The 14,408-nt window shown below is 61.5% G+C and carries 11 protein-coding genes; 10 read left to right on the top strand and 1 reads right to left on the bottom strand.

The window, feature by feature from the left end:
- Positions 1–198: 198 nt before the first annotated feature.
- From metF to tkt, 10 genes are all read left to right on the top strand, one after another.
- On the top strand, positions 199–1,110 hold the full coding sequence (gene metF / locus I0K07_RS12270) for a methylenetetrahydrofolate reductase [NAD(P)H] (RefSeq protein WP_203293838.1): 912 nt from the start codon (positions 199–201) through the stop codon (positions 1,108–1,110).
- Between the two features lie 2 nt (positions 1,111–1,112).
- Positions 1,113–2,171 (top strand): homocysteine S-methyltransferase family protein, encoded by a 1,059-nt coding sequence (locus tag I0K07_RS12265; protein WP_203293836.1) that lies wholly within the window; start codon positions 1,113–1,115, stop codon positions 2,169–2,171.
- Positions 2,172–2,183: 12 nt separating this feature from the next.
- On the top strand, positions 2,184–4,832 hold the full coding sequence (metH, locus tag I0K07_RS12260; protein WP_203293834.1) for a methionine synthase: 2,649 nt from the start codon (positions 2,184–2,186) through the stop codon (positions 4,830–4,832).
- Between the two features lie 84 nt (positions 4,833–4,916).
- Positions 4,917–5,732, top strand: coding sequence for a TIGR00282 family metallophosphoesterase (locus tag I0K07_RS12255; RefSeq protein ID WP_203293832.1), 816 nt, complete (start codon positions 4,917–4,919; stop codon positions 5,730–5,732).
- A 264-nt stretch (positions 5,733–5,996) separates the two neighbouring features.
- Entirely contained in the window at positions 5,997–6,269 is a 273-nt protein-coding gene (locus I0K07_RS12250; RefSeq protein WP_203293830.1) for a hypothetical protein, read from the top strand.
- Between the two features lie 129 nt (positions 6,270–6,398).
- Positions 6,399–7,481: a mannose-1-phosphate guanylyltransferase/mannose-6-phosphate isomerase gene (locus I0K07_RS12245; protein ID WP_203293828.1), complete on the top strand. Its 1,083-nt coding sequence runs from the start codon at positions 6,399–6,401 to the stop codon at positions 7,479–7,481.
- Positions 7,482–7,573: 92 nt separating this feature from the next.
- Positions 7,574–8,335 carry a YebC/PmpR family DNA-binding transcriptional regulator gene (locus tag I0K07_RS12240; protein WP_203293825.1) on the top strand — a complete coding sequence of 254 codons (762 nt, stop codon included), beginning with the start codon at positions 7,574–7,576 and terminating at the stop codon, positions 8,333–8,335.
- A gap of 77 nt (positions 8,336–8,412) precedes the next feature.
- On the top strand, positions 8,413–9,558 hold the full coding sequence (locus I0K07_RS12235) for an AGE family epimerase/isomerase (protein ID WP_203293823.1): 1,146 nt from the start codon (positions 8,413–8,415) through the stop codon (positions 9,556–9,558).
- 66 nt (positions 9,559–9,624) lie between these two features.
- Complete coding sequence (gene pgi, locus I0K07_RS12230) at positions 9,625–11,178, top strand: glucose-6-phosphate isomerase (protein ID WP_203293821.1); 1,554 nt, start codon at positions 9,625–9,627, stop codon at positions 11,176–11,178.
- A gap of 46 nt (positions 11,179–11,224) precedes the next feature.
- Complete coding sequence (tkt, locus tag I0K07_RS12225) at positions 11,225–13,207, top strand: transketolase (protein ID WP_203293819.1); 1,983 nt, start codon at positions 11,225–11,227, stop codon at positions 13,205–13,207.
- On the opposite strand, the gene I0K07_RS12220 is transcribed toward tkt, so the two are convergent.
- On the bottom strand, positions 13,204–14,376 hold the full coding sequence (locus I0K07_RS12220) for an SMP-30/gluconolactonase/LRE family protein (RefSeq protein WP_203293817.1): 1,173 nt from the start codon (positions 14,374–14,376) through the stop codon (positions 13,204–13,206). The genes tkt and I0K07_RS12220 overlap by 4 nt on opposite strands.
- Positions 14,377–14,408 lie beyond the last annotated feature (32 nt).

The raw sequence follows: 14,408 nt of genomic DNA, 5'->3' as shown, positions 1-14,408 counted from the left end.
TAAAGATCGCTTTATATCGTGGCCCGGGTAGACCAGATACGCGGCTCAGATGCAAGCGTCTTCGGCTTTCGCCCGAGAGGCGCAGCCAAAATGCATTGACGGGACTGGGAATTTCGATGACATAAAGATATCTTTATGTCTTAATGTTTATCTCGGGTTCGAGCAGAGCCTTTTGAAAACAAGCCACCGGATTGCGCCATGAGTGCCGTTGACCAGACCTTTGACCATGAAAACGGACTGACCGTTTCCTTCGAATTCTTCCCGCCCAAGTCGGAGAAGATGGAAGAGCGTCTCTGGGAAACCGTGCAACGCCTCGAGCCGATCGACCCGGCCTTTGTTTCTGTCACCTACGGAGCCGGCGGCTCCACACGGGAACGTACGCACGACACGGTCAAACGGATTGCCCAGGAGACCAATTTGCGTCCGGCCGGCCATCTGACCTGCGTGTCCGCCACGAAGGAGGAAGTCCTCGCCGTGGCTGAGGATTACTGGCAGGCCGGTGTGAAGCACATCGTCGCCCTGCGTGGCGATCCGCCCGAAGGCATGGGCGCGCGTTTTGAGCCCCATCCGGGCGGCTTCCGCAATTCAGTGGAATTGGTCGCCGGTTTGCGGGCACACCGTCCGGAACTGGGCAAGTGTTTCGAGGTCTCCGTGTCCTGCTATCCGGAACTTCATCCGGAGAGCCAGGGCTGGGACGCCGAGATCAGCTATCTCAAGGCCAAGCAGGATGCCGGAGCCGACCGCGCGATCACGCAATTCTTCTTCGAACCGGAGATCTATTTCGCCTTCCTGGAACGCGCGCGGGCTGGCGGGGTCACCATCCCGATCGTGCCGGGCATCATGCTCCAGCCCAATTTTAAGGGTCTGACAAAGATTGTGGGCCTGTGCGGTGCCACCCTGCCGGCCTGGCTGCACGATCTGTATGAAGGCCTGGACGAGGATGCGGAGACCCGCGAGCTCATCACCGCGAATGTCGCCGCGGAACTGTGCCAGAAACTGGCGGATCAGGGCGTGCGCGAATTCCACTTCTACACGCTCAACCGCGCCGGTCTGGCGCTTTCCACCTGCCATCTTCTCGGTGCCAAGCCGAAGACCGCGCGGGCGGCCTGATCATGGTCCGGCAGGAACGAATTGCGGCTCTCGAAGCCTTGGCGCAGGACCGTGTCCTCATCCTCGACGGGGCGATGGGCACCCAGATCCAGGATCTCAAACTGGATGAGGACGGCTATCGCGGCGCTCGATTTGCCGACTGGCCCTCTCCCATCAAGGGTAATAACGACATTCTCAATCTCACTGCGCCCGATGCGGTGAAGGCGATCCATACGGCCTATTTCGAAGCCGGGTCGGACATTGTCGAGACCAATACCTTCTCCGCGACGACGATCGCCCAGGCTGATTACGACATGCAGGACCTGGCCGCCGAGATCGCGCGTGAAGGCGCGCGCCTGGCGCGTGAAGCGGCTGACGAATTCGAAGCCAAGACCGGCACGCCGAGGGCGGTGGCTGGCGCGATCGGCCCGACCAACAAGACCTTGTCCATCTCCCCGGACGTCAATGATCCGGGCTTCCGCGACATTGATTTCGCGGCCGTCCGCCAAGCCTATTACGACCAGGCTGCGGCAATGGCGGAGTTTGTCGATTTCTTCCTGATCGAAACCGTGTTCGACACGCTCAATGCCAAGGCGGCGATCAAGGCGCTGCTGGATCTGCGGGCTGCGACGGGAGAGACCATCCCGGTGATGATTTCCGGCACGATCACGGACCGGTCCGGCCGCACCCTGTCGGGCCAGACGGCCGAGGCTTTCTGGTATTCGGTCCGCCATGCCCGTCCCTGGGCTGTCGGTCTCAATTGTGCGCTGGGGGCTGAGGAGATGCGGCCCTATATCGCCGAGATTGCCCGGCTGGCGGACACGCGCATCATCGCCTATCCCAATGCCGGCCTGCCCAATGATATGGGCGAGTATGACGAACAGCCCGGCCAGACCGCCGGCTTCGTGTCGGAATGGGCCGAGCACGGTCTGGTGAACATTCTTGGTGGATGCTGTGGCACGACGCCGGCCCATATCCGGGCCATTGCGCAATCCGTGACCGGCGTGCAGCCGCGACGCCCCGCCAGCCGGAACCGCGCCATGCGCCTGTCCGGCCTGGAACCTTTTGAGCTCTCAGCCTGAGATCCGGACTTCATGACCCAATCGGTACCCAGTTTCGTCAATGTCGGCGAGCGGACGAATGTCACGGGCTCGGCCCGTTTCCGCAAACTCATCACTGAGGGTGATTATGCCGAGGCCGTGTCCGTTGCCCGGCAACAGGTTGAGAATGGTGCCCAGATCATCGATGTGAACATGGATGAGGGCCTGCTCGACAGCGTCGAGGCCATGACCACCTTCCTGCGCATGATTGCCGGTGAGCCGGATGTCGCGCGCGTTCCGGTCATGATCGACAGTTCCAAATGGGAGGTGATCGAGGCCGGCCTGCAAAATGTCCAGGGCAAGGCCGTGGTCAATTCGATCAGCCTGAAGGAAGGCGAAGCCATCTTCCGCCAGCAGGCTGAGGCCTGTCTGTCCTATGGCGCAGCGGTGATCGTGATGGCCTTTGACGAGACCGGGCAGGCGGATACGGCGGATCGCAAATACGAGATCTGCGAGCGGGCCTACAAAATCCTCGTCAACGAGATCGGTTTCCCGCCGGAAGACATCATCTTCGATCCCAATATTTTCGCCGTGGCGACCGGGATCGAGGAGCACAATAATTACGCCGTCGACTTCATCGAGGCGACGCGCCGCATCCGTCAGAACTTGCCGGGCTGTCACGTCTCCGGCGGGCTCTCGAACATCTCCTTCTCCTTCCGCGGCAATGAACCGGTTCGGCGGGCCATGCACTCGGTCTTCCTCTATCACGCCATCAAGGCGGGCATGGATATGGGGATCGTCAATGCGGGCCAGCTGGACATCTATGACGATATCGAGCCGGAACTGCGCGAACTGGTCGAGGACGTCATCCTCAATCGCCGCGATGATGCGACCGACCGCCTGCTGGAAGCCGCCGAAGCCTGGCGCGGCCAGGGGGGCGGCAAGGCCAAGGAGCGTGATCTGAAATGGCGCGAGGCGCCGGTGGCCGATCGCATCCGCCACGCCCTCGTCCATGGCATCAATGAATTCATCGTCGAGGATACCGAAGAGGCGCGTCAGTCCTTCGAGCGGCCGCTTCATGTCATCGAAGGTCCGCTGATGGACGGGATGAATGTCGTCGGCGACCTGTTCGGCGATGGCAAAATGTTCCTGCCCCAGGTCGTCAAATCGGCCCGGGTGATGAAACAGGCTGTCGCCCATCTCATCCCCTTCATGGAGGAAGAGAAGGAAGCGGCCGGCCAGACCCATTCCTCTGCGGGCAAGGTCGTGATGGCGACGGTGAAGGGCGATGTCCACGATATCGGCAAGAATATCGTCGGCGTGGTGCTGCAGTGTAATGGCTATGAAGTCATCGATCTGGGCGTGATGGTGCCGTGTGAGACCATTCTGGAGACGGCGCGCAAGGAAAAGGCCGACATTATCGGCCTGTCCGGCCTGATTACGCCCTCGCTGGATGAGATGGTGTTTGTCGCTTCGGAAATGGAGCGCAAACAGGTCGATATCCCGCTTCTGATCGGCGGGGCGACCACGTCGCCGGCTCATACCGCTGTGAAGATCGATCCAGCCATTTCCGTGGCCCCCGTTGTCCACGTGCTCGATGCCAGCCGAGCCGTTGGTGTGGTGTCCAAACTCCTCTCCGATCAGCGCGATGCCTATGCTGCCGATGTGAAAGCCGATCTGGCCAGGATCCGGGAGCGGCGGCTGGCGGCACGAGCGGCCAAGAACCGTCTGTCGCTGGAGGATGCCCGCAAAAAGGCTTGGGATTGCGACTGGTCGGCCTATACACCCAAGCGGCCGGCACAGCTGGGTGTTCAGGATCTGCGCCCGTCTTTGGAAACCCTGGTTGATTATATCGATTGGACCCCCTTCTTCTTCACCTGGGAGCTGAAGGGCAGCTATCCCGCCATTTTTGATGACCCTCATCGTGGCGCGGCGGCGAAGTCCCTGTTTGACGATGCCCAGGCCATGCTGGCGCGCATCGTTGAGGAAAAATGGCTGGAGCCGCGCGCCGTGTTTGGCTTCTGGCCGGCCAATCGTGTCGGTGATGATGCGGTCCTCTATACCGATGACACCCGCACGACGATCCGTGAGACCTTCCATGGTCTGCGCCAGCAGGCCGCCAAATCGAATGACAACCCGCATCTCAACCAGTTTGACTTCCTGGCACCACAAGGTGTGGAGGACTGGATCGGCGGGTTTGCGGTCACGGCAGGGGATAATCCGGACATTCTGGCCCGCTTCGAGGCCGAGAAGGACGACTACAACTCCATCCTGTTCAAGGCCCTCTCCGACCGTCTCGCCGAGGCTGCCGCGGAATGGCTGCATGAAAAGGTGCGCCGCGAATACTGGGGTTATGCGCCGGGCGAGGCCCTCTCCAATCAGGAACTCATCGAGGAAGCCTATGCCGGTATCCGTCCGGCGCCGGGCTATCCCTCCCAGCCGGATCACACCGAAAAACGCACCCTGTTCAACCTGCTCGAGGCAACCCAGCGGACCGGGATTGGCCTGACCAATTCCTTTGCCATGACGCCGGCCTCGTCTGTCTCGGGTCTCTATCTGTCGCATCCAGACAGCGTTTATTTCGCGGTCGGCCGCATCTTGAAGGATCAGGTCGCAGACTACGCGGACCGCAAGGGCTGGACCCTGGCGGAGGCGGAACGGGCCTTGGCACCCATTCTCGACTACACACCCGGTGCGGACTGAGCGGCGGCCTTATCAGCTATGACTTGGACTTTGCGGGGCGGATGGGCCATATCCACCGGTTCGTGAGTTTGGAGTTGACGCCTCATGCGCCTGGCCTTTTTCGGAGACATTGTCGGCAAGACCGGACGGACTGCCGTCGAGAACCATCTGCCGGACCTGCGCAAACGCCTGTCGCTGGATTTTGTGGTGGTCAATGCGGAGAACGCCGCTGCCGGTTTCGGCGTCACATCCAAGATCTGCAACCAGCTCTTCGATGTCGGCGTGGATGTGCTCACCCTGGGCAATCACGCCTGGGACCAGCGCGAGGCCCTGTCCTATATCGATCGCGAACCACGCCTCTTGCGTCCGGCCAATTACCCGGTCGGCTCGACGCCGGGTGCGGGCGCCAATCTCTACGACACGCCGGATGGCCGCCGGGTTCTGGTGATCAATGCCATGGGCAATCTCTTCATGGAGACGCTGGACGACCCCTTCGCGGCGGTCGAGCGCGAGCTGGGCTCGGCCCCGCTGGGCGAGGTGGCTGATGCCGTGATCCTCGATTTCCACGGCGAGGCGACCAGCGAAAAGATGGCGATGGGCGTATTCTGTGACGGACGGGCCAGCCTGGTCGTCGGCACGCATACCCATGTCCCCACGTCCGATACCCGTGTCCTGCCGGGCGGTACCGCCTACCAGACCGATGCCGGCATGTGTGGCGACTATGACAGTGTCATCGGCATGGACAAGGAAGAGCCCCTGCGCCGCTTCACCACGCGCATGCGGTCCGGCCGCTTCGAACCGGCCACGGGCGAGGCGACACTCAGCGGTGTTTTCGTGGAAACCGACGACCGGACCGGTCTGGCGGTACGGGCCGAGCCGATCCGGATCGGCGGCCAATTGTCTGAAACCATCCCCGCCTGACATCAAATCAAGACCAGATGTGGCAAAAATGTTGCGGTGCGTCATGATTCCGTCAAGGCGCGGTGCCTGATCGCTTGATCGACCCCAAACTGGGTTTAACGTTTCGTTTAACATCGCGTGGCGGTCGAGGATTGTCGCCGCTCTTGGTCTTGGGTGCTCGATGAATGGGCGCCGCACGTTCGTGCTCTGCGTTCAATCAGGAGGACGCGAGGCGGCTTTTAGGGGTGTATGTTTTCCGGTTCCGGGAATCTGATTGGGGGAAGCATGTTCAAGCAAACCATTCGGTTCGAGAACGAGCAGGAAGCCCTGGTGTTTGATCAGCACATGATCGATTTTCTCAGATTGTGCGACGAAGGCACGATCAGTGAGCCGAAAGCATGCGTGTTTACCGCCCATCTGCAGGAAGAGCAGACTTTCATTCGGATCGTGCAAACGGATAGTGCCGAATTGCTCGGCAGCTTTCTGTCTTTCCTCACGCTGCGGGGGTTTCCGCCGATGCCGCGGAACGAGCCTCAATATTTCGCGCTCCAGATGTAGTTTTGGCTACGGCAGGTGGCGAGCAGGACAATGATCCCCATGCGGATGAGTCGAAGCGCTGGTGCTGGGATCGCTTGATTTGCCCGGACTCTCCTCGGACAATCCTGACAAGTTTTTAAGGGGGAATCCGTGACCAAAATCGTTCCTGTAGTCATGTCGGGCGGATCTGGAACGCGACTGTGGCCGCTCTCCCGGAAGACGCATCCAAAACAGTTACATGCGCTTGTGACTGAGCAGAGTATGGTGCAGGAAACCGTCGCTCGTGTGACGGGTTCGGCGGGCGCGTTCGATTTTGCTGAATCCATGGTCGTGCTGAACGAGACTCAGCATGATCTGGCCCGGCTTCAGCTCGAGGCGCTGGGCGTGATGCCCTCACATTTCGTTGTCGAGCCGATGGGGCGGAACACTGCCCCAGTTGCCGCCGTCGCCGCTGAGTTGGTTGTCCGGGAATACGGGGATGACGCCCTTATACTGCTCCTGCCAGCGGACCACCATATTCGCAATGTCGAAGCCTTCCATGACGCTATCGCTGAAGCCGCCAAGCTGGCCGCGGGCGGACATATTGTAACTTTCGGGATCATGCCTGATGGGCCGGAAACGGGCTATGGCTATATTCGTCGCGGAGAGTCACTTGGCGGCGGTTTCACGGTATCGGCTTTCACCGAAAAGCCCGATCGGGAAACCGCGCAAGGATTCCTAGATGACGGTCGTTACTACTGGAATGCCGGGATTTTCCTGTTCGGGGCGTCAAGCGTTCGTCGGGAAATGGAGATTCACTGCCCACGCGTGGCCAAAGCCTGTCGCGCAGCTCTGGAAAAGGCTGTGACGGAAGATCGTCAGGTGGTGCTCGACGCAGCTTCGTTCGAAGCGTGCCCGTCTATTTCATTCGACTACGCCGTTATGGAGTCCACCGAACAGGCCGCTGTTGTTCCGGCAGATATTGGTTGGTCCGATGTGGGCGCATGGGGTGCGCTCTGGGAAATTGGAGAGAAGGACTCGGACGGGAATGTCGTGCGTGGTGATGTCGAGCTTGTCGACGCGCACAATTCCTACGTGTTCTCATCCGGCCAGAAAGTCGGTGTGATTGGTGTCGAAGACTTGGTGATCGTGGCGACAGAAGATTCTGTTCTCGTCACACACCGTCAGCAATGCCAGGACGTGAAGACTATCGTTAATCGCCTCAAGGATGATGGTCGTCTCGACTTGCTCTGATCGCAGTCGCCGATCTGCCTTGCCCAGTGGCCTTGGGCGGGCATTCTGGGTATTGAAGGCGCCTTGAATCCGCAGGAAGAGGGATCCCGACCATGGCCGGACACTCCAAATGGGCCAATATCCAGCACCGTAAGGGGCGCCAGGACAAGCTGCGCTCGAAACTGTTTTCGCGCCTGTCCAAGGAAATTTCCATTGCCGCGAAAATGGGTGGTCCCGACCCTGATGCGAACCCGCGCCTGCGTCTGGCGATCGCCAACGCCAAGGGCCAGTCCATGCCCAAGGACAATATCCAGCGGGCCATCGACAAGGCATCTGGCGGTGATGGCGAGGCTTATGAGGACATCCGCTATGAAGGCTTCGGCCCGGCCGGCGTCGGCGTGATCGTCGAAGTGTCCACCGACAATCGCAATCGCGCGGCTGCCGAAGTGCGCACGGCCTTCGCCAAGAATGGCGGCAATATGGGTGAAACTGGTTCGGTCGCCTTCATGTTCGATAATGTCGGCGAGATCCGCTACCCGCTCTCCAAGGCGGATGAAGACACGATGATGGAAGCTGCCATCGAGGCCGGTGCCGAGGATGTGGCCTCCGAAGAGGGCGATGAGGACAATGAAGGCGAACACGTCATCTTCACGGCCCGCGAGGACCTGATGGATGTTGTCGGTGCGCTGGCTGAACAGTTCGAAGACCCAGCGTCTGCGAAACTGATCTGGCGTCCGCAGAACCTCATCGAAGTCACCGGCGACAAGGTCGCCACGCTGATGAAGATGATGGAAACCCTGGAAGATTGCGACGACGTCCAGAATGTCTACGCGAACTTCGATGTTTCCGATGAGGACATGGCTGCCCTAGGCTAGCTTTCCGCGCCTGCAGCCTGTCGGGGGAGAGGATGCAAAACTCAAGGCAGCTTTTGGAAAACGGGGTGTGCCAGGTTGTGCCTTTCTGGGCCGAGAGAGCCTGGGACGCGCGGAATGGTGGCTTTTTCGAAGCGCTGGACATGTCAGGACGGGGGCTGAACGGAATTCCGCGCCGGGTCCGGGCGCAGGCCCGACAGAGCTATGTCTTTGCGCGCTGCACCTTGGCGGGCTGGGTGAATGAAACTGAACAAGCCGTCGAAGGCCTGGAGCGTCTCAAGGCACATGCTTGGCAGGCAGGGGGTATGGGCGGATGGTCTCACCTTCTGGATGATCAGGGGCAGGTAATTGATGCGCGGCGGGATTTGTATGATCACGCCTTTATCATTCTCGCCTGCGCCTGGGTGTTCAAGGCGAGTGGCGATTCTACTTACCGTGACCTTGCTTTTGAAACCCTCGATTTTGTTGAGACGAAGATGGCGTCCGAGCAAGGTGGTTTCATCGAGGGGATCGGCGCTCCTCTCCAACCGCGCCGACAGAATCCGCACATGCATTTGCTGGAAGCGCTTATGGCGCTGTACGAAACGACTGACGATCCAGATCTCTTGCCGCGTATCGCCGGGCTGAGAAATCTGTTCGATGGGACTTTTTATCAATCCGATTGCGGCCAACTTTTGGAGTTTTTTACCGACGATTGGCTACCTCATCCCCAACAAGGACATGTTCTTGAGCCGGGGCATTTTTGCGAATGGGTCTGGTTGTTGGCCGAGTGTGAGCGCTTGACAGGTTGGTCGGCAGGCGAGGCTGGGGCAGCCCTTTTTGCCAATGCGATGGCACGAGGTCGAAATTCAAGGACCGGACTTCTCTACACGTCTATGGATACGTCGGGGCAACCAATCGACGCGGGCTCCAGGACTTGGATGCAGACAGAATGGGTGCGGGCAGCCTCTGTTGAACTGAAGCGAGGAAACCCGTTGGCGGCTGAGTTGCTCGAGCTGTCCTGTGAAGGGTTGCTCAAACACCATTTGGGTCCAGCGGTTGCGGGCGGATGGGCTGATGCAATTGACAGCGAGGGGATGAGCCGATCAGCGAACATGCCGGGAAGTACGCTCTATCATCTTGTCGGCAGCTTGATCGAACTGGCAGGGCTGCACAGTACGGATATGTCCGGTGAAGTGTCGTGTGGGCCTGTGGGCGCCGAAGAGAAGCCTACTTCTACGGTGTAGAGCGATTGTCATGTGGGAGCGCTAACTTTACGCTCCTGCTACCAATGATTTGCGCTGGGTGACACTGTGCTGACGACTGAAAATCTCAATCACGCCGAACGTTTGAAATCCGAAAGCCTGCGGACGCTGGCGGATGCGGGCAAGGCCCGCTCTGACCGCCTGATCCACTCTGTGGCGGGGATCGAGTTCGATGCCACCAAACAGCGCCTGGATGTGGCGGCGCTGGATGCGCTGATCGGTGCGGCCCGCGATGCCGGCCTGGAAGAGAAGCGCGACACGCTCTTGTCGGGCGGAATCGTGAACGGGACCGAGCACCGTCCGGCCCTGCACATGGCTTACCGGCATGGCGCGAATATTCCCGGCTCGCCGGAAGCCGAACTGGTCGACCGGACCCAGGCCCAGACCCGTGCCTTTGCGGAAGCCGTTCGCAGCGGCGCTTTCCAGCCTTCCGGCAAGACGATCACCCGTGTCGTCAATATCGGCATTGGCGGATCGGATCTTGGTCCGCGCCTGATTGCCGACGCGCTGGCTGATCATGCCGAAGGCGGGCCGGAGATGCGCTTTGTCGCCAGCCTGGACCCGTCTGACCTGAAACACGCCGTGGCCGGCTGCGACCCGCAAGCCGTGCTCTTCATCATCGCCTCCAAATCCTTCTCCACTCAGGAAACCCTGATGTCGGGCGAAGCCGCCCGGGACTGGCTGGCCGGCGAGATCGGCGCCGACAAGGCGGGCGAGCATTTCGCCGCCGCTTCGGCGGCACCGGACAAGGCCAAGGCCTTCGGGATTGATCCGGAACGCGTCTTCGATTTCCCCGATTGGGTGGGCGGGCGTTATTCCGTCTGGTCGGCTGTGGGCCTGTCGCTGGAGATCGGGCTCGGGCCGGACGTGTTCGCCGCTTTCCGCGATGGCGCCCAGGCGATGGACAAGCATTTCGCGGAAGCGCCGATCGAACAGAATTTGCCCATCCTCAAAGGGCTGATCGATGTCTGGAATCGCGTCGCCCTGCGCTATCCCAGCCGTTGCGTGGCCGCCTATTCGGCACGGCTGGGCAAGCTGGCCGACTATTTCCAGCAGCTGGAAATGGAATCCCTCGGCAAGTCCGTGACCACCAGCGGGCAGCCGGGCCAGACACCGGGCGGGGCCCTCGTCTGGGGAGGCAGCGGCACCGAAATCCAGCACTCCTTTTTCCAGTGGCTGCACCAGGGCAAGGATATCGTGCCTGTCGATTTCATCGGGATCGGACGGCATTTCGCCAGCGCGGATCCGCGCGAACGGGCGCTGGCGGCCAATATGGCGGCCCAGGGCGCGGCCCTGCTTGATGGACGGCGAGTCGACCCGGCAAAAGAGCCGGAACTGGCCGCGCACAAGTCCATGCCGGGTGGTCGGCCTTCGGCAACGCTCATTCTTGATGATCTGACGCCGTCAACGCTTGGCGCGCTTATCGCCTTGCAAGAACACAAGGTTTTTGTCGAAAGCGTGATGTATGGCATCAATCCCTTTGACCAATGGGGCGTCGAACTTGGAAAAGTTCTGACCAAGGGGATTTTGGATGGCGAGATTACCGAGTATGACGCCTCCACAAAGCAATTGCTGGCGCGAACGGGACTGATCGGGGGCTGATGCCCGCCCGCGCGCCGGGCCTCGGCAATGCGCAGGAGATCGCCGAATGAAAGCACCGAACGGAACCGAGCTGTCCGCGATGGCCAATGCCATCCGGGCTCTGTCCATGGACGCCGTCCAGGCGGCCAATTCCGGCCACCCCGGCATGCCGATGGGCATGGCCGACGTCGCCACGGTGCTGTGGTCGCGCCACATGAAGTTCGACCCGGCCGCGCCGGGCTGGGCGGATCGCGACCGTTTCGTCCTCTCCGCCGGTCACGGTTCCATGCTGATCTATTCCCTCCTCCACCTGACCGGGTTCGAGGACATGACGATGGACGAGATCAAGCGCTTCCGTCAGCTCGGTTCGCTCACCGCCGGTCACCCGGAATACGGTCACACGCCCGGCGTGGAAGCCACCACCGGTCCGCTGGGGCAGGGCATTTCCATGGCCGTCGGCATGGCGCTGGCCGAACGCATGCTGAATGCCCGCTTCGGTGACGACCTCGTCGACCACCGCACCTGGGTGATCGCCTCGGATGGTGATCTGCAAGAGGGCATCAGCCATGAAGCGATCTCGCTGGCCGGTCACCTCAAGCTCAACCGCCTCGTTGTGCTGTGGGATGATAATGACATCTCCATCGATGGACCGACCGATCTGGCTGAATCCACTGATGTGCTGAAGCGTTTCGACGCTGCCGGCTGGGCCGTGTCGCGCATTGATGGTCATGATTATGACGCCATCGATGCCGCGCTCGAGGCTGCCAAGTCCAGCGACAAGCCGGTCCTGATCGCCTGCAAGACGACCATCGGTTTTGGCGCGCCGACCAAGGCCGGCAAATCCTCCAGCCATGGCGCGCCCTTGGGCGAAGAGGAAATCGCCGGTGCCCGCAAGGCGCTGGGCTGGACCTCCCCGCCGTTTGAAATCCCGGCCGATATCATCGAGGCCTGGCGTGCCAGCGGTTCTGCCGACGAACATGCGGCCTGGACCGAGCGCCTGGCGGCTTCTGACAAGTCCGATGACCTCGTCGCCATGCTGTCCGGTGAACCGGGCCAGGGCGAGCTGACCGCGCTGGAAGCCTGGCGCCAGAAAGTGGCCGAGGACAAGCCGGCCCTGGCGACGCGTGCTTCCTCTGGCGAGACGCTCAACGCGATCATCCAGGACTGGCCGACCCTGGCCGGTGGTTCCGCGGACCTGGCGGGCTCCAACCTGACCAAGACCAAGGATGTCGGCATCGTCAAAGCCGGCGATTATGCCGGGCAGTACATCCATTTCGGTATCCGCGAACATGGCATGGCGGCCTGCGCCAACGGCATGTCCCTGCATGGCGGCTTCCGCCCGCACGTGGCGACCTTCCTGGTCTTTGCCGATTACTGCCGCCCGTCCATCCGTCTCTCCGCCCTGATGGAACAGCCGGTCATCTATGTAATGACCCACGACTCCATCGGTTTGGGCGAAGACGGTCCGACGCACCAGCCGGTGGAGACGCTGGCGTCACTGCGCGCCATCCCGAATGTAGACGTCTATCGTCCGGCCGACGCGCTGGAGACGGCAGAGGCCTGGGAATTGGCGCTGAAGCGCCTGGACGGCCCGACCGTGCTGGCCCTGTCCCGTCAGAAAGTGCCGCACCTGCGCGATGATGATGGCCGCGACAACCGGTCCGAGAAGGGCGCCTATACGCTCGTTGATACGGAAAGCACGCCGGATGTCGTCCTGATCGGCACGGGTACGGAAACCAGCCTGGCTGTCGAGGCGGCTGAGATGCTGGCCAAGGACGGTATCGCCGCCCGCGTCGTGTCCGCACCGTGCCTGGAACGCTTTGCTGCCCAGGATGCCGGCTACCGTGAAAGCGTCCTGCCGGCCGGTACGCCGCGCGTCGCCGTTGAGGCCGCCCTGCGTTTTGGCTGGGACGCTCTGATCGGTGTTGAGGGTGGCTTTGTCGGCATGACCGGTTTCGGGGCCAGTGCACCGGCCCCGGAACTCTACGAGCATTTCGGCATCACGGCGAAGGCTGTGGCCGATGCGGCTCGCGAGCGGGTAAAAGCCTAGTTCGGGATATCCGCGTCGACCCCGGCTATCGGGGCGATGCGGTCGCGATTGTCCGGGTGGTCGGCATGAGGCCGGTCCAGCCCGGGCAGGCGGCCGATATAGCCGCAATTGATCGACCCGATCCAGACGCCTCCCACCGGGCCGATTTCGGCATCGGACAGAAGGCAAAACCGGTCATCGCTGGCATGCAGGGAGTCCAGCATGGCACCGGTCCGCGGATCCAGGACCAGGATGAAACCCTCCGCTGGCCGCAGGTTCGGGCGGAGCCAGGCGGGAAGCTTGGTGTAGAGGCTGGCCAGGGCCGGGTGGCGGTGCAGTGTGCGCAGCGCCGGATCCCGCGTCGTCAGCATCGACACGACAAGCCGGCCTTGCGGATCGAGGGTCAGGCTGTCGGGATAGCCGGGCAGGTTGGAGGCCACGACTTCCATCATTCCGGCATCCGGGCCGTGCAGCCATAAGCGCATGATCCGATGCCGGAAGGTCTCCGAGAACAGAAGCGAATCCCCACCGGGGGCCATGACGATGCCATTGGGATAGTGCAGCTGGTCCCGGACCAGGACGGTCTGGTCCAGCGCGGGATTCCAGGCATAGATGGAACCCGTCGGCCGGTTCTCGAGCATTTCCCGGAAATAGCGGGACTCGCGGTCCATCAACTGCCAGCGCGCCGAGCTGTCGGTGAAGAAAATGGTGCCGTCTGCTGCGACGGTCAGATCGTTGACGAAGCCGAACGGGTGGGCGGCGACGCCTATGCTCAGGCGATCAACACTGCCATTGACCAGATCGAGGGCGTAGAGGCCGGATTGCGAGGCGATGGCCAGCACATGGGGTTCCGCCCAGCCCAATCCATAGATCGGCGTGTCGGTGATACGGGCAATTTCCTGGACCGGGTTCTCCGGACGCCCCGGAATGAAGCGGTGGATATGGCCGTCCGGTGTACCGAAATAGACGCTGCCATCAGCGGCCAGGGTGAGGCCGGTCGCCGTCCCCGGTTCTCCGATCGCATATCGGCGGGCCTGATCCAGAACGCCATTGCGGGCCAGCACGCCGGTCATGGCCGGCGGTCTCGGCTCGTTCCAGTAGGCCGGCTGGATCGAGGATGGCCACATGACCCAGAACAGGCCGAAAACGGCCACCAGGCCGAAACAGAATGTCAGGGCGCGTAACAGCATCAGATCTCGCGTCGGGAGCAAAAGATTCCCTG

Source organism: Maricaulis parjimensis, from assembly GCF_016817355.1.
Lineage (GTDB): Bacteria > Pseudomonadota > Alphaproteobacteria > Caulobacterales > Maricaulaceae > Maricaulis > Maricaulis parjimensis.
This window is presented reverse-complemented; position numbering and strand designations above follow the sequence as displayed.